This is a genomic window from Citrobacter sp. CK191, from assembly GCF_030333435.1.
Taxonomy (GTDB): domain Bacteria; phylum Pseudomonadota; class Gammaproteobacteria; order Enterobacterales; family Enterobacteriaceae; genus Citrobacter_B; species Citrobacter_B koseri.
Genome location: NZ_JAOWFX010000028.1, coordinates 69,054 through 84,266, shown reverse-complemented (window position 1 = coordinate 84,266; position 15,213 = coordinate 69,054). Strand labels below are relative to the sequence as shown.

Here is a 15,213-nt window from a genome sequence, read left to right as displayed (position 1 = left end):
GGCCATCACTTCAGCAGCAACAATCCATATCCCACCAGCGCCGCCCAGAGCAGCATCGGCAACGAATACCAATGAAACCGCCACCAGATACGCCGATCATTTGCCATCCGCAATGCAATCAGATTCGCCAGCGATCCCGGTAGCAAACCAAAACCACCGATATTGACCGCCCAGGCCAGCAACGCGGTCGGTGGAACGTAGTTGAGCAATAAAATCGTGGCGGGCACATTGCTGATAAACTGCGACAGACCGAGCGCAGTCAGCCAAAGCCCCGGCGCAGAGAGCGTTTCAACATGGCGCAGTACGCCCTGTAACACCGGTAGCTGTATCAATAAATGCACGTCGATAAACATCGCCATAAACACCAGCAGTAACGTCCAGTCGACGCTCAGTACCACGCGGCGCGCCAGGACGATGAATCCTGCCGCCACAATCGCCAGCCCCCAGAGTTCCTGCTTCAGTTCAAGCGCGGTCAGAAACACGATATACAACCCAGAGCAGCTCCACACCAGGCGCGGTTGCCACTCAGGGGCGCGCGTACCGGTATGGTATTGCAACGCCTGCCCCGGAAAACAAAGGCCGCACAGCACCAACAGCGTCAGCATCATCACGGCGGCAAGCGGCGCCATCTGCCAGACAAAAGCCGCAAATGAAAGACCAGAACGCCCCCACAACAAAATATTTTGCGGATTGCCAATCGGCGTGAGCAGCGAACCGGCGTTGACCGCCAGCGCCTCAAAGATAATCAGCCGGTTTACCGGAATCGCACACAGTCTTTTCAGGGTAATAGTCAGCGGAACGACGATAAACAGCGCCACATCGTTGGTCAGGAACGTTGACAGCACCGCCGCCGCCAGCACCATAAACATTGCCAGACGGCGTTCCGTTTTAAAACGACGAACCATTCTGCGGCCCAGCACATCAAAATATCCGCTCAGCTCAACGCCTTTGGTCAGCAGCATCAAACCGCTCAGCGTAATAATGGTGTGCCAGTCAATTGCACCCGGCCAGGTGCGGGGAGTAAACGGGACGAACAGACTGAGTCCGGCCCCGACAAGGAGTAATAACAGCAGGAAACGATCGCGTCTTAATGCCCGCAGAAAAGGAAAACTCATTCAGAAGGCGTTCCGTGCTTTTGCGTAAACAGGCGGAAAGCCTCAAGCGTTTCCTGACTTACATGGTGCTCCATCCCTTCCGCATCGCGGCGTGCGATTTCCGGGCTGACACCCAGCACCAGTAAAAAGTTTTCCACGATCTGGTGGCGTTCACGGCTTTCCTGCGCCAGCTTCTCGCCTTCTGCGGTCAGGAATACCCCGCGCCAGGGGATCATTTCGATAAGCCCTACCGACGCCAGACGCTTGAGCATCTTGGCGACCGTCGGCTGGGAAACGCCAAGTCGCGCCGCCATATCAACCTGACGCGCTTCACCGACCTCGATAATTAAATCAGAAATCAGCTCAACGTAGTCATCAATCAGTTCACGGCGATGCGCTTCCCTGACCTGGCGGAACCCTTCGACGTGTTCTTCGACATTCACTAATTGCGTCACTTTTTTTGTTGTTGGCGTACCTGCGCGACGACTCATTCTGCTTCCTCGTTACTGTGACGCGTTAATTGCATCTGGCTGGAGTGGGCCCATTGTAAACCAGAGTTGCACAGGCTCAAAAATTTAACGTTTTAGCAATAGCTATATAATATAGCCTGTGCTATATCTGTATGTAATGCAGGCATCCCTCACGGATCGATGGGATCGTAAAGTCAGGAGGTTTCTATGAACGAATTTAAGAGGTGTATGCGCGTGTTTAGCCACTCTCCCTTTAAAGTACGGTTAATGCTGCTGTCCATGCTGTGTGACATGATTAACGGCAAACCCGAGCAGGATCAGCCCTCGTCAAAATAACGCGGCGTCGCGGTACGCCGCTCCATTTTGACGCCATCTTCGCGGCCATCAAGGCGCGCTCGCGCTGTGTTTTATCTCAATACCCTTTCTTTTTGTCGGTTTTGCTGCCCCCTTCGCAAAACATTTTCCTTGTAGTAGTTGACCTTCTTATACACACGCTCTATCGTTGCGCAGCCCTGCATATATTGCGGCTCGCAGATGCGGACCCCATCCCCTCTTCACGCACTTTCCGGCAGGTATTGACCCTTAACGCCAGGGTGAGCACATGGCGTTTTTGCAATAGTGGCATATGAATTTAACCCTCAAAGACTCGCTTATTGCCCGCAGCAGGGCCATTAGCCCGTGGACTGGCTTCTACTTTTTACAGTCGCTGCTGATTAACCTCGCGTCGGGCTACCCGTTTAGCCTGTTCTATACAGCGGCCTTTACCTGCCTATTGTTGTTGCTCTGGCGCACCGCGCCGCGCGCGCAAAAGGTGTTGATCGGGCTATGCTCGCTGATCGCCGCCATGTATTTCCCGTTCGGCCAGGCCTACGGCTCGCCAAACTTTAATACGCTGCTGGCGCTGCATTCGACCAACGTGGAAGAGTCCACCGAAATCCTGACCATCTTCCCGTGGTACAACTATCTGGTAGGTCTCTTTATCTTTGTACTGGGCGTGATTGCCGTTCGCCGTAAGCAAGAGACGGAGAAAAAAGCCTGGCGCGTTGTGGACAGCGTGTGTCTGCTGTTCAGCGTCATCGCCTTCTTTGTCGCGCCGGTGCAAAACCTGGCGTGGGGCGGCGTGTTTAAATTAAAAGACACCGGCTACCCGGTTTTTCGCTTCGTGAAGGATGTCATCGTCAACAACAATGAGGTGATTGAGGAGCAAGAGCGGATGGCGAAGCTGTCCGGGATGAAAGATACCTGGACGGTCACTGCGGTTAAGCCCCGATACCATACCTACGTGGTGGTGATCGGTGAAAGCGCGCGGCGTGACGCAATGGGCGCATTCGGCGGTCACTGGGATAACACCCCGTTCGCCAGTACCGCCAACGGTTATTTTTTCATGGATTACGTTGCCGCCAGCGGCTCAACGCAAAAATCGCTCGGTTTAACGCTCAACCGCGTGGTCGACAACAAGCCGCAATTCCAGGATAACTTTGTGACGCTGGCCAACCGTGCCGGTTTCCAGACCTGGTGGTTCTCGAATCAGGGGCAAATCGGCGAATACGATACGGCTATCGCCAGCATCGCGAAACGTGCCGATGAAGCGCACTTCCTGAAAAGCGGAGACTTCGAAGCCGACAAGAATACGCGTGACGATGCGCTGTTAAAAATGACCGCTCAGGTACTGGAGACAGAACGCACGCAGCCGCAGTTAATTGTGCTGCACCTGATGGGCTCGCACCCGCAGGCCTGCGATCGCACGCAGGGAAAATACGACGTTTTCGTGCAGTCGAAAGAGACCTCTTGCTACCTGTACACCATGACCCAAACGGACGCGCTGCTGGGAAAACTGTACGCGCAGTTGCGTAACAGCGGCGACAGCTTCTCTATGGTCTACTTCTCGGATCATGGTCTCGCATTTAAAGAGCGCGGGAAAGAGGTGCAGTATCTGGCGCATGACGACAGGTATCAGCAGAATTTTCAGGTGCCGTTTATGGTGCTTTCCAGCGATGACAAAGCGCATCGCGTGATTAAAGCGCGCCGCTCGGCAAATGATTTCTTAGGCTTTTTCTCGCAATGGACGGGGATCAGCGCGAAAGAGATTAAAACCAAATACCGTTTTATCTCTGAGCAGAAAGCCGGGCCGGTCTTCATCACCAACTTCAAGTTGCAGAAGGTGGATTACAACCATCTGGGTACGGATATTTTTAGTACCAAACAGCGCTAACCTGTGGGCCGGATAATGTTGTAGGCCTGATAAGACGCCTCAGCGTCGCCATCAGGCATTGCCGGATGGCGGCATAAATACCTTATCCGGCCTACACATCAGACAAAAAAAATCCGCCCCGAGGGGCGGATTTTTCATATCACCGAAGTGATTAGAAGCGGTAACCAACACCGGCGATCCAGGTGCCGACGTCCACGTTACGGATACGGCTCTGCTCATAGGAGAAGTCCAGCGCAACGTTTTCGATCGGGTTGAACTGCAAACCGGCACCGTAGGAGAAACCGTAGTCGCTGGTGTCGTGTTTGTCAGCCGGAGTGGCAGCAGTCTGGAATTTACCGTAACCCACACCAACAACACCGTAGATGCTTGCCCAGTCGTTCAGACGGTAAGCAGGACCGGCGGTGAGGCCGTAGTACTGAGTTTTGTTGTAATCGCCAGCACCGTTAGTACGATCTTTTTCTGTGTAGGTGAAGGAACCGATTACGCCCAGCGGGTTGTTGTCCTGCTCGTAGCGATACTTCAGGTTAAAACCGTTCATTTTGTTCGCTGCGCCCTGAGCATCGCTCTGAGCGTAACCACCCGTAACGGTAGAAGTAGCAGCTACAGCAGTACCTGCGGAAATAGCCAGAACAGCGGCCAGTGCTGAAAGACATGCAATTTTTTTCATAACCACCTCAAATGTGCTTCAAGTAAATCCTAAGTTATAAATATATCAAAAATTGATGAGAAACTCTTTGCGATTCGCGATGTCTAACGGGTCTTTTCGTGTAACAGAACATTTCCATAACCCGCTATCTCTTTCAAATAACATCACTTTTCCGGTGAAGCGCACCATTATTACGCGCACAATATGGTACATTCATCCAGATAATTCCTAATTACGCAGTTTATTAATCCATCAATTCATCGATATTTTACGGATTCTCCGGGATTTTTTTTCAACGAATACTCAACCGTCAGAGGTTATTTCTATTACACTGCCTTTTTTACTTCTATTGACATTAATTGACAGGAGAAAGGATGCCGGGGTCGTCACGTAAGCCAGTCTGGCTGCCTATTTTGGTTTTGCTCATTGCGATGTCCTCTATTCAGAGCGGAGCCTCGCTGGCGAAATCGCTGTTCCCTCTCGTCGGGGCGCCGGGCGTTACCGCACTGCGTCTGGCATTAGGCACGCTAATCCTGATTGCGTTCTTTAAGCCCTGGCGTCTGCGCTTTGCCAGAGAACAGCGGCTGCCGCTCCTGTTTTACGGTCTGTCGCTTGGCGGGATGAACTACCTGTTTTACCTGTCGATTCAGACGGTGCCGCTCGGCATCGCCGTTGCGCTGGAGTTCACCGGGCCGCTGGCGGTCGCGCTGTTCTCGTCCAGACGGCCTGTCGATTTCATCTGGGTTGTGCTGGCCGTGCTTGGACTCTGGTTCCTGTTGCCGCTTGGTCAGGGCGTATCACATGTTGATTTAACGGGTGCCGCGCTGGCGCTCGGCGCAGGCGCCTGCTGGGCTATCTATATTCTGACCGGGCAGCGGGCGGGTGAAGAACACGGCCCCGCGACCGTGGCGGTAGGCTCGCTCATTGCGGCGATCGTTTTCGTTCCGGTTGGCGCGCTACAGGCGGGAGAGGCATTATGGCACTGGTCGATTCTCCCACTGGGTCTGGCTGTCGCCGTGCTGTCAACGGCGCTGCCCTACTCGCTGGAAATGATCGCGCTGACGCGACTGCCCACGCGAACGTTTGGGACGCTGATGAGCATGGAGCCCGCGCTGGCTGCCGTTTCGGGGATGATTTTCCTGGGAGAAACGCTGACGCTGGTGCAGCTTCTGGCATTAGCCGCCATCATTGCCGCCTCGATGGGGTCCACGCTCACCATCCGGCGGGAAACGAAAATTCAGCAAGTCGACATTAATTAACGTTACAATTCTGCATGATTTGCATAATCATGCAGAATATTGCTTTCATCCTTCTCATTATTATTATCTCCGCTATTTTTCTGCTGCCTGCAAACCTATTTATGTTTATCGCTCATAGTGAATGAGAATTATTAACATGCTGACGCTTAATTTAATAACATATTGATTTTTAATAATTTTCAATATTAAACACTTTCTGCGCTATTAAAGTGATAGGCACAGACAGAAAAGCAAAATGAAAAACCGGTGCTATACTTAGTTTCGTTAATTACCTGGGACACAAAACATCAAGAGGATATGAGATTATGAGTACCGCTAAACTGGTAAAAACGAAAGCGTCTAATCTGCTTTATACCCGCAACGATGTATCAGACAGCGATAAGAAAGCGACGGTTGAGTTGCTGAATCGTCAGGTGATCCAGTTCATTGACCTGTCACTGATCACTAAGCAGGCTCACTGGAATATGCGCGGTGCTAACTTTATTGCCGTACATGAGATGCTGGATGGCTTCCGTACAGCGCTGACCGACCACCTTGATACCATGGCAGAACGTGCCGTACAGCTGGGTGGCGTGGCATTAGGGACAACGCAAGTGATTAACAGCAAAACACCGCTGAAAAGCTACCCGCTGGATATCCATAGCGTTCAGGATCACCTGAAAGAGCTGGCGGATCGTTACTCTGTTGTCGCCAATGACGTCCGTAAAGCCATCAGCGAAGCCAAAGACGAAGACACTGCTGATATCTTTACCGCTGCTTCCCGCGACCTCGATAAATTCCTGTGGTTCATCGAAGCCAACATCGAATAAGCAGCATGATAAGTAAGACCTATGAACCCTCGCTTCGGCGGGGGTTTTGCACTTTTATAGTGCATCAAATTTCTTCCGCCCTGCCGTAAAGTAAAATATTTGTAATAATCACCTCACACAATCGTTAACGAGAGATTGTTTTAGCAACAATTTTTGCGCTAAATAGTCATACCGTTTGCACCCGATTCGGTCTGCACTAAATCAGTGCCCCAAAACGGTGCAATCCGTCAGTTTTGCCACGCTTATTGTGCATTAAAATGAAACGCCTTCTTTTTAAAACAATGAGTTGCATAATTGGCACGATTCTTTCATTACGCCATATGTTCTCGCAGGGGATCGCCCCGTGGATATAAAAGGAAATGCTATGAAGTCTGTATTAAAAGTTTCACTGGCTGCACTTACCCTGGCTTTTGCGGTGTCTTCTCACGCCGCGGATAAGAAACTCGTCGTGGCAACCGACACGGCGTTCGTTCCGTTTGAATTCAAACAGGGCGACAAATACGTTGGCTTTGATGTGGATCTGTGGGCCGCTGTCGCGAAAGAGCTGAATCTGGACTACACCCTGAAACCGATGGATTTCAGCGGCATCATCCCGGCGTTGCAAACCAAAAACGTCGACCTGGCGCTGGCAGGCATCACGATCACCGACGAACGTAAAAAAGCGATCGACTTCTCTGACGGCTATTACAAAAGCGGTCTGTTGGTCATGGTGAAAGCCAATAACAACGATGTGAAAAGCGTGAAAGACCTCGACGGCAAAGTGGTTGCGGTGAAGAGCGGCACCGGTTCTGTCGATTACGCGAAAGCAAACATCAAAACCAAAGATCTGCGTCAGTTCCCGAACATCGATAACGCCTACATGGAACTGGGCACCAACCGTGCGGACGCCGTTCTGCACGATACGCCAAACATCCTCTATTTCATCAAAACCGCGGGCAATGGTCAGTTCAAAGCGGTAGGTGAGTCTCTGGAAGCGCAGCAATACGGCATCGCGTTCCCGAAAGGCAGCGACGAACTGCGTGAGAAAGTGAACGGCGCGCTGAAAACGCTGCGTGAAAACGGCACCTATAACGAAATCTACAAAAAATGGTTCGGTACTGAACCTAAATAATAACGCTGTATTTTAGCTCGTTACGCCCGGTGGCGCTTACGCTTACCGGGCGTACAGGCCTTTGAGTATTTTCACCACGGTAACAGGAACAATTTATGGAGTTTGACTGGAGTGCCATCTGGCCCGCCATCCCGCTATTGATTGAAGGCGCCAAAATGACCCTGTGGATTTCAATCCTTGGTCTGGCTGGCGGCCTGGTCATCGGGCTGCTTGCGGGTTTTGCACGCACCTTTGGTGGTTGGATCGCCAACCACGTTGCGCTGGTCTTTATCGAAGTGATTCGCGGTACGCCTATCGTTGTGCAGGTGATGTTTATCTACTTCGCGTTGCCGATGGCGTTTAACGATCTGCGAATTGATCCCTTCAGCGCCGCCGTTGTCACCATCATGATTAACTCGGGCGCGTACATTGCAGAAATCACGCGCGGTGCGGTGCTGTCTATCCACAAAGGTTTTCGCGAAGCGGGCCTGGCGTTAGGGCTGTCTCGCGGCGAAACCATTCGTCACGTTATTTTACCGCTCGCGCTGCGCCGTATGCTGCCGCCGCTCGGTAATCAGTGGATTATCAGCATCAAAGATACCTCGCTGTTTATTGTTATCGGCGTCGCTGAACTGACTCGTCAGGGGCAGGAAATCATCGCCGGTAACTTCCGCGCGCTGGAAATCTGGAGTGCCGTTGCGGTGTTCTATCTGATCATTACGCTGGTGCTGAGCTTCATTCTGCGTCGTCTGGAAAGAAGGATGAAAATCCTGTGATTGAATTTAAAAACGTCTCCAAGCATTTTGGGCCAACCCAGGTGCTGCACAATATTGATCTGAACATCAAACAGGGTGAAGTGGTGGTCATCATCGGGCCATCCGGCTCCGGGAAGTCCACTCTGCTGCGCTGCATCAACAAACTGGAAGAGATCACGTCCGGCGAGTTGATTGTTGATGGTCTGAAAGTGAACGATCCGAAGGTGGATGAACGGTTAATCCGTCAGGAAGCCGGCATGGTGTTCCAGCAGTTCTATCTCTTCCCGCATCTGACGGCGCTGGAAAACGTCATGTTCGGGCCGCTGCGCGTGCGCGGCGCGAAGAAAGAAGATGCCGAAAAGCAGGCCAAAGAGTTATTAGCGAAAGTCGGGCTGGCAGAGCGTGCGCATCACTACCCTTCCGAACTTTCCGGTGGTCAGCAGCAGCGTGTGGCGATTGCCCGCGCGCTGGCAGTGAAGCCGAAAATGATGCTGTTTGACGAACCGACCTCCGCGCTGGACCCGGAACTGCGTCACGAAGTGCTGAAAGTCATGCAGGATCTGGCGGAAGAAGGGATGACAATGGTCATTGTGACCCACGAAATCGGCTTTGCCGAGAAAGTGGCCTCCCGTCTGATCTTCATCGACAAAGGGCGCATTGCGGAAGACGGTAATCCGCAAACCCTGATTGAAAATCCGCCCAGCCAGCGTTTGCAGGAGTTCTTGCAGCACGTTTCCTGAGGCACGCCCCTCCCTTCCGCCCGGAAGGGAGGGTTTCCCCGGAATCCTCCCATTTCAAATCCCTCCCCTTTAAGCATCTATACTTATCTTTTTGCTTATATTTCTCACAGGAGGAGTCATGCGGCGGATCCTGTTCATCCTCTTTTTACTGCTGGGCGCCCCCGCGCATGCGGTCGCGATCCCCGGCGTCACAACGGACGCCTCAGGCAGTCAGGAGGCCGCGCCTGCGGCTGAACCCGATGTCGAACAAAAGAAAGCCGCCTACGCGGCGCTGGCGGATGTGCTGGAAAACGAGACCTCTCGCAAGGAACTCATCGACCAGCTACGAAAAGTCGCCGCCACGCCGCCGCCAGAGCCCGTCCCCACGATAACGCCGCCCACGGTTACGGAAGAAAAAACGGTACTGGAGAACGTAACCGACATCAGCCGGCGTTACGGAGAAGCCCTCTCCGGGCGCTTTGCCCAGCTTTATCGTAACATCACCGACTCGCCGCATAAGCCGTTTAACACGCAGACATTTACCAATGCCCTGACCCACTTCCTGATGCTGGCAGCCTCGGTGTTTGTCTTTTACTGGCTGATACGGCTTTGCGCGCTGCCGCTGTATCGCAAAATGGGTCAGTGGGCGCGCAAAAAAAATCGCGACCGCAGCAACTGGCTACAGCTTCCCGCAATGATTATCGGCGCATTTATCATCGATCTGCTCCTGCTGGCGCTGACCCTGTTTGTCGGGCAGATACTGAGCGACAGAATGAACGCCGGCAGCCGAACCATCGCCTTTCAACAAAGTCTGTTCCTGAACGCGTTTGCCCTGATTGAGTTTTTCAAAGCCATTCTGCGCCTGATCTTTTGTCCTAACGTAGCGGAGTTGCGTCCGTTCACGATTCAGGACGCCAGCGCGCGCTACTGGAATCGCCGTCTGAGTTCGCTCAGTAGCCTGATCGGCTATGGTCTGATCGTCGCCGTGCCGATTATCTCCAACCAGGTCAACGTCCAGGTCGGCGCGATGGCGAACGTCATCATCATGTTGTGCATTACGCTGTGGGCGCTGTATCTGATCTTCAAAAACAAAAAAGAGATCACCCAACATCTGCTGAATCTCGCGGAACGGTCACTGGCCTTTTTCAGTCTGTTTATTCGCGCCTTCGCGCTGGTGTGGCACTGGCTGGCCAGCGCCTATTTTATCGTGCTGTTTTTCTTCTCATTGTTCGACCCGGGCAACAGCCTGAAGTTTATGATGGGCGCGACGGTACGCAGTCTGCTCATTATCGGTGTCGCCGCGTTTGTTTCCGGCATGTTCTCACGCTGGATAGCCAAAACCATTACGCTGTCGCCCCCTACGCAGCGCAACTATCCTGAGCTGCAAAAACGGCTGAACGGCTGGCTGTCAACCGCCCTGAAAGCCGCGCGAATCCTGACGGTTTGCGTGGCGATCATGCTGTTGCTCAACGCCTGGGGGTTATTCGACTTCTGGAACTGGCTGCACAACGGCGCGGGAGAAAAAACCGTCGATATTCTGATCCGCATTGCGCTGATCCTCTTTTTCTCTGCGGTCGGATGGACCATCCTCGCCAGCCTGATTGAGAACCGCCTGGCGTCAGATATTCACGGCCGCCCCTTGCCCAGCGCGCGTACCCGAACCCTGCTTACGCTGTTTCGTAACGCCCTGGCAGTGATCATCAGTACAATCACTATCATGATCGTGCTGTCAGAGATTGGCGTGAACATTGCCCCCTTACTGGCCGGCGCCGGGGCGCTGGGGCTGGCGATTTCGTTCGGTTCGCAAACGCTGGTGAAAGATATTATTACCGGCGTATTCATCCAGTTTGAAAACGGGATGAATACCGGCGATCTGGTGACTATCGGCCCGCTGACCGGTACGGTGGAGCGAATGTCGATTCGCTCGGTAGGCGTGCGTCAGGATACCGGGGCGTACCACATTATTCCGTGGTCTTCGATTACTACCTTCGCGAACTTTGTGCGCGGCATTGGTTCGGTCGTGGCTAATTATGACGTGGATCGCCATGAAGATGCGGATAAAGCCAATCAGGCATTGAAAGACGCGGTGGCTGCGGTGATGGAGACGGAAGATATTCGCGGGTTGATTATCGGAGAACCGTCATTCTCCGGGATCGTCGGGCTGACCAATACCGCCTTTACGCTACGGGTCTCCTTTACCACCTTGCCCTTAAAACAGTGGACGGTACGCTTCGCGCTCGACAGCCAGGTGAAAAAACATTTCGATCTGGCAGGCGTTCGCGCGCCGGTGCAAACGTATCAGGTACTGCCCGCACCGACGACCCGTCAGGCGCCAGCGACAGACCCCCTGCCGCCGAGCGAACCCACGCTTTAGCGCTTACGCGCCATAAAGCGGCGACGCTGATCGTCATCCATAAAAGTCCAGGCAATAAAGCGGCTCTGCTTTTGCCCCTGGGCCATCTCCTTTTTGACCACTTTTACCGCCCCGACGTCCGTCAGCGCGCGGTACAGCGGCGGCAAATTTTCGCCGCGCGACACTAACGTGGTGAACCACATCACCTGGCGGCCAAAGGCCTGGCTTTCCGCGATCATCGTTTTGATAAACGCCACTTCCCCGCCTTCGCACCAGAGTTCCTGCTGCTGGCCGCCAAAATTCAGGGCATCGTTTTTATCCTGCCCCAGATTGCGACGTTTGCGCTCGCTTCCCGCACGGGCAGAAGCCGCCGAATCGTGGAACGGCGGATTGCACAGCGTGGCGTCATACTGTTCATTCTTATGAATGATGCCGTTGAAGATTGCCGCAGGATCTTTCTGCCGACGCAGACGAATCGATCGGGTTAATCCTGGATTGCCGCTGATGATCGCCTGGGCGCTGGCCAGCGCCTGCGCATGGACTTCGCTGCCGGTAAAGCGCCAGCCGTATTCATGCACGCCGATAAGCGGGTAAATGCAGTTCGCTCCTGTCCCCACATCCAGCACGCTCGCATCCGCCGGAATCGCGCCTGTGGTTTCGCCCAGCAGATCCGCCAGATGGTGAATATAATCGGCGCGGCCTGGCACCGGCGGGCACAGAAAGCCTTCGGGAATATCCCAGTTTGCCACCTGATAAAAATACGCCAGCAGCGCTTTATTGAGCGCCTTGACTGCCAGAGGATTCGCGAAATCAACGCTTTGCTCACCCGCAGGCGTACGGGTAAGAAATTGCGCCAGTTCTGGCGTGACCTGGCATAACGTCGCGAGATCGTAACGATGATGATGGCGATTACGTGGGTGCAATCCCGGTTTCTGGGCAGACATGGCATTCTCCTTTTAGCAGCGGCGTAAGATACTCGCATAACGCAACGCGGTAAACAAACCTGACGGAGAAAGCCCGCTTATACCGCAAACGAACACGGGTCGCTCCGCAGGCTTAGCGACAAAATCCTGGAAAATCAATAATCTGTATGTCATTGATTTGTCAATATTCGTCAAAAAATATCGTTCAAAAAACAAGCACATCATAATCAATTTTTTGCGTTAATTTTGCGTCATCAACGTCCTAAACTTATGAGGCACCACCTGTTGTTTCTAAGAGGATGCCGTTATGAAAAAATGCCTCACCGTACTGGCTGCTGCTCTGCTCACTGGCATGAGTTTTAGTGCATTCGCCGCGCAGCCGCTTAGCAGCTCAGAAGCAGGCCAGCTCAGACCCGCCGGAACCGTCTCGGCGACGGGCGCGACGACGCTGAGCGAACTTGAAAATAAACTGGCAGAAAAAGCGCGTGAACAAGGCGCCAAAGGTTTTGTCGTCAATTCTGCCGGTGGCGATAACCAAATGTATGGCACTGCCACTATCTACAAATAACCCCCTACCAGGTAACTGCATTCCCACCGAATGCAGTTTTCCTTAGCATGGAAAACGTCCCCCCCTCTCTTTCATTCGCTGACGTTTTTCGCTGACTGATATACCGGCCTGCTTCTGCGCTATTGACTGTACGATTTTTGACCCCATATTCACTACACTTACCGTGTGGAATAAAGGGGGAGGAACAGGTATATGGCATCCGGGTGGGCGAACGACGACGCCGTTAATGAACAAATCAACAATACTATTGAAGATGCTGTCGCCCGCGCTCGCGGCGAAATTCCTCAAGGCGAAAGCCTGTATGAATGTGAAGAGTGCGGCGATCCTATCCCGGAAGCGCGGCGTAAAGCCGTTCCGGGAGTAAGGCTATGCATTGCCTGCCAGCAGGAGAAAGATTTACATAACGCAACATTCTCAGGATATAATCGCAGGGGATCGAAAGATAGCCAGTTACGCTAACTTTTCTTTACGTAAAACAACAGCGTAAGCATGTTCTTTTACTCTCATGCTTTTTCACCTTCTGCGTGGCAAAATGTGCCGTTACTCTCTCTTCTGTAAAGTGAAACGGCAAGAAGCGTAAATCCATGTTTTGAATTTATTAATAATCAATAAGTTATTTGTCATTCAAATTATTTGATGGATGACGTCAATTCTATTCGATTTTATCTCCCGCAAAAAACCGTGATACTTATCACATCGACGGAACAACGTCTTACTACACAAGAATAACCTGCGAGAGATTAATCATGAAAAATATCAAATATGCTGTTGCTGCTATCGCTCTGTCTACCCTGTCATTTGGCGTTTTCGCTGCCGAGCCGGTAACGGCTTCCCAGGCGCAAAGCATGAATAAAATCGGTGTTGTTTCTGCGGAAGGCGCCACCACTCTGGATGGCCTGGAAGCGAAACTGGCTGAGAAAGCGGCAGCTGCCGGCGCAACCGGTTATAGCATTACTTCCGCAACCAACAACAACAAAATGAGCGGCACTGCTGTTATCTACAAATAATTTCACGCGTTTCTGTTATACCCGTCTGTTTGCCGACAGACACACTGCTCCAACCCTCATTGAACCTGTGTTACCCTTGTTCGCCCGTCCGCCACTGGACGGGCTTTTTTTTGCCTGACGCTTAAAAATGCTGCGCTACCCGCGCAAGCCCTTCCGTTAACGTCGCCGCTTCTCCCGTAGCCACCAGGCAGCACGCCATCTGAATTTTCAGGGAAGCCGGTATCGGCTCGCTTCCCGCCAGGCAGCGCTCAATCCAGCGGGCGGTGGTTTCCGGGTCTTTTGCCGCAGGCAGCGGCACCGGCTCGTCGGGCATCTCGCTCTGGCGATCCTGAAGCACCTGCACGCCGGAACGGTCGATCAGGCTGATTTGCGGGCAACGCTGTGGATTGGCATACACCTCCCCTTCCGTGCCGTGCATCAGCAAACCGCGCCCGCCGATGTCGGCAAAAAATTTCGCGACGCGCGGAACGTACTCCGGGTGCGAGACGCTGGACAACCGCAAGGCGGCATCTTCCGCAAACGGCGTCGCTAACTTCGCCAGCGTGTGCGCGCTGTTACGCACGCCCAGCCGCCAGCGCATTGCCAGCTGTTTTTCCAGCGGTGGACACAGCGTACCGACAGGAATAAACACCGGCTCGTGCCCATCCAGCTTCGCCTGAGCCTGACCGGCGTGCAGCGTCGGCGCAATCCCCATCAGTTCGAAAATGGTCTCCGTCAGTACGCGCGTCGGATCTTCGCTTACGCCATGTACCACCACCGGAAAGCCCAGTTTATGCAGCAGAATCGCCAGCAACGGCGTCAGGTTCGCCTGTTTGCGCGCCCCGTTGTAGCTGGGGATGACAATCGGCATCGGTTTGGCGACCGGCGGCGTAAGCGTAATCGTGTGGTTTTGCATGGCTTCATAAAAGCCCAGCATCTCCGCTTCGCCTTCCCCTTTAATACGCAACGCGATCAACACGCCGCCCATTTCCAGTTCGGGCACATCGCCATTCAACATATGGGTATACAGGCCGCGCGCGGTATCCTGATCCAGGTCGCGGGCATGATTTTTACCTCGACCGACCTCTTTGATGATTTTGCGATAATCCATGACATTCTCCACTGCGACATTTTTTTAACAATATAGCCCCTCTGGAGACCCGGCCGTTAGTTTTTTATCTCAGTCATCAATCACCTGTTTTTGTAGTAATTATTAAAACGCAAGCATTAGTTCAAATATTTGTGATTTTTATACACGATTCTAATCCGTAAACAATCTGATTAAATATCCGGCGAAGAGTTATTGAGGGTCCACGGTGAAAACGTTCA

At 52.9% G+C, this 15,213-nt stretch carries 16 protein-coding genes; 11 read left to right on the top strand and 5 right to left on the bottom strand.

Going from position 1 to position 15,213, the window contains the following annotated elements; all coding sequences use genetic code 11:
* Positions 1-5 precede the first annotated feature (5 nt).
* Both OGV82_RS07655 and mntR read right to left on the bottom strand, forming a co-directional pair.
* Positions 6-1,115 (bottom strand): anion transporter, encoded by a 1,110-nt coding sequence (locus OGV82_RS07655; RefSeq protein WP_047457947.1) that lies wholly within the window; start codon positions 1,113-1,115, stop codon positions 6-8.
* Positions 1,112-1,585: a manganese-binding transcriptional regulator MntR gene (gene mntR, locus OGV82_RS07650; protein WP_012133150.1), complete on the bottom strand. Its 474-nt coding sequence runs from the start codon at positions 1,583-1,585 to the stop codon at positions 1,112-1,114. The genes OGV82_RS07655 and mntR overlap by 4 nt, the downstream gene beginning before the upstream one ends.
* A 186-nt stretch (positions 1,586-1,771) precedes the next feature.
* Here mntR and mntS point away from each other — a divergent pair, with 186 nt between their 5' ends.
* Together mntS and OGV82_RS07640 are read left to right on the top strand one after the other, a co-directional pair.
* Positions 1,772-1,900: a manganase accumulation protein MntS gene (gene mntS, locus OGV82_RS07645; protein ID WP_047457949.1), complete on the top strand. Its 129-nt coding sequence runs from the start codon at positions 1,772-1,774 to the stop codon at positions 1,898-1,900.
* 289 nt (positions 1,901-2,189) lie between these two features.
* Entirely contained in the window at positions 2,190-3,776 is a 1,587-nt protein-coding gene (locus OGV82_RS07640) for a phosphoethanolamine transferase (RefSeq protein WP_047457951.1), read from the top strand.
* Positions 3,777-3,927: 151 nt separating this feature from the next.
* On the opposite strand, the gene ompX is transcribed toward OGV82_RS07640, so the two are convergent.
* Complete coding sequence (ompX, locus tag OGV82_RS07635) at positions 3,928-4,443, bottom strand: outer membrane protein OmpX (protein WP_012133153.1); 516 nt, start codon at positions 4,441-4,443, stop codon at positions 3,928-3,930.
* Between the two features lie 353 nt (positions 4,444-4,796).
* On the opposite strand from ompX, the gene rhtA reads away from it, so the two are divergent.
* From rhtA to ybiO, 6 genes are all read left to right on the top strand, one after another.
* A complete protein-coding gene (gene rhtA / locus OGV82_RS07630; protein WP_012133156.1) occupies positions 4,797-5,681 on the top strand; it encodes a threonine/homoserine exporter RhtA in 885 nt (294 codons plus the stop codon).
* A 305-nt stretch (positions 5,682-5,986) separates the two neighbouring features.
* The gene (dps, locus tag OGV82_RS07625) at positions 5,987-6,490 is read left to right on the top strand and encodes a DNA starvation/stationary phase protection protein Dps (RefSeq protein ID WP_012133159.1); all 504 of its coding nucleotides are present in this window, start codon (positions 5,987-5,989) and stop codon (positions 6,488-6,490) included.
* Between the two features lie 364 nt (positions 6,491-6,854).
* A complete protein-coding gene (gene glnH / locus OGV82_RS07620; RefSeq protein ID WP_012133160.1) occupies positions 6,855-7,601 on the top strand; it encodes a glutamine ABC transporter substrate-binding protein GlnH in 747 nt (248 codons plus the stop codon).
* Between the two features lie 95 nt (positions 7,602-7,696).
* Complete coding sequence (gene glnP, locus OGV82_RS07615; protein WP_012133162.1) at positions 7,697-8,356, top strand: glutamine ABC transporter permease GlnP; 660 nt, start codon at positions 7,697-7,699, stop codon at positions 8,354-8,356.
* Positions 8,353-9,075 (top strand): glutamine ABC transporter ATP-binding protein GlnQ, encoded by a 723-nt coding sequence (gene glnQ, locus OGV82_RS07610; RefSeq protein ID WP_012133163.1) that lies wholly within the window; start codon positions 8,353-8,355, stop codon positions 9,073-9,075. The genes glnP and glnQ overlap by 4 nt, the downstream gene beginning before the upstream one ends.
* Before the next feature lie 118 nt (positions 9,076-9,193).
* Positions 9,194-11,428 (top strand): mechanosensitive channel protein, encoded by a 2,235-nt coding sequence (gene ybiO / locus OGV82_RS07605; protein WP_047457953.1) that lies wholly within the window; start codon positions 9,194-9,196, stop codon positions 11,426-11,428.
* Here ybiO and rlmF read toward each other — a convergent pair.
* Positions 11,425-12,351, bottom strand: a complete 927-nt coding sequence (gene rlmF / locus OGV82_RS07600; RefSeq protein WP_047457955.1) for a 23S rRNA (adenine(1618)-N(6))-methyltransferase RlmF — start codon at positions 12,349-12,351, stop codon at positions 11,425-11,427. The two genes, ybiO and rlmF, sit on opposite strands and share 4 nt — an antisense overlap.
* Positions 12,352-12,637: 286 nt before the next feature.
* Between rlmF and mcbA the strand changes: the two genes are divergently transcribed.
* The 3 genes from mcbA to ybiJ all read left to right on the top strand — a co-directional run bounded on the left by mcbA (position 12,638) and on the right by ybiJ (position 13,905).
* Positions 12,638-12,898, top strand: a complete 261-nt coding sequence (gene mcbA, locus OGV82_RS07595; protein WP_012133167.1) for a DUF1471 family periplasmic protein McbA — start codon at positions 12,638-12,640, stop codon at positions 12,896-12,898.
* Positions 12,899-13,090: 192 nt separating this feature from the next.
* Positions 13,091-13,357, top strand: a complete 267-nt coding sequence (locus OGV82_RS07590) for a DksA/TraR family C4-type zinc finger protein (RefSeq protein ID WP_047457957.1) — start codon at positions 13,091-13,093, stop codon at positions 13,355-13,357.
* Between the two features lie 287 nt (positions 13,358-13,644).
* The gene (ybiJ, locus tag OGV82_RS07585) at positions 13,645-13,905 is read left to right on the top strand and encodes a DUF1471 family protein YbiJ (protein ID WP_012133170.1); all 261 of its coding nucleotides are present in this window, start codon (positions 13,645-13,647) and stop codon (positions 13,903-13,905) included.
* Between the two features lie 121 nt (positions 13,906-14,026).
* Here ybiJ and ybiB read toward each other — a convergent pair whose 3' ends face one another.
* On the bottom strand, positions 14,027-14,995 hold the full coding sequence (gene ybiB / locus OGV82_RS07580) for a DNA-binding protein YbiB (RefSeq protein ID WP_012133171.1): 969 nt from the start codon (positions 14,993-14,995) through the stop codon (positions 14,027-14,029).
* Between the last annotated feature and the right edge of the window lie 218 nt (positions 14,996-15,213).

Coding starts and splice junctions, on each gene's coding strand:
- mntS (WP_047457949.1), top strand. CDS start 1,772: ATGAACGAATTTAAGAGGTGTATGCGCGTGTTTAGCCACTCTCCCTTT.
- ybiB (WP_012133171.1), bottom strand. CDS start 14,995: ATGGATTATCGCAAAATCATCAAAGAGGTCGGTCGAGGTAAAAATCAT.
- glnP (WP_012133162.1), top strand. CDS start 7,697: ATGGAGTTTGACTGGAGTGCCATCTGGCCCGCCATCCCGCTATTGATT.
- ompX (WP_012133153.1), bottom strand. CDS start 4,443: ATGAAAAAAATTGCATGTCTTTCAGCACTGGCCGCTGTTCTGGCTATT.
- OGV82_RS07640 (WP_047457951.1), top strand. CDS start 2,190: ATGAATTTAACCCTCAAAGACTCGCTTATTGCCCGCAGCAGGGCCATT.
- ybiJ (WP_012133170.1), top strand. CDS start 13,645: ATGAAAAATATCAAATATGCTGTTGCTGCTATCGCTCTGTCTACCCTG.
- OGV82_RS07655 (WP_047457947.1), bottom strand. CDS start 1,115: ATGAGTTTTCCTTTTCTGCGGGCATTAAGACGCGATCGTTTCCTGCTG.
- glnH (WP_012133160.1), top strand. CDS start 6,855: ATGAAGTCTGTATTAAAAGTTTCACTGGCTGCACTTACCCTGGCTTTT.
- dps (WP_012133159.1), top strand. CDS start 5,987: ATGAGTACCGCTAAACTGGTAAAAACGAAAGCGTCTAATCTGCTTTAT.
- mcbA (WP_012133167.1), top strand. CDS start 12,638: ATGAAAAAATGCCTCACCGTACTGGCTGCTGCTCTGCTCACTGGCATG.
- mntR (WP_012133150.1), bottom strand. CDS start 1,585: ATGAGTCGTCGCGCAGGTACGCCAACAACAAAAAAAGTGACGCAATTA.
- OGV82_RS07590 (WP_047457957.1), top strand. CDS start 13,091: ATGGCATCCGGGTGGGCGAACGACGACGCCGTTAATGAACAAATCAAC.
- rlmF (WP_047457955.1), bottom strand. CDS start 12,351: ATGTCTGCCCAGAAACCGGGATTGCACCCACGTAATCGCCATCATCAT.
- rhtA (WP_012133156.1), top strand. CDS start 4,797: ATGCCGGGGTCGTCACGTAAGCCAGTCTGGCTGCCTATTTTGGTTTTG.
- ybiO (WP_047457953.1), top strand. CDS start 9,194: ATGCGGCGGATCCTGTTCATCCTCTTTTTACTGCTGGGCGCCCCCGCG.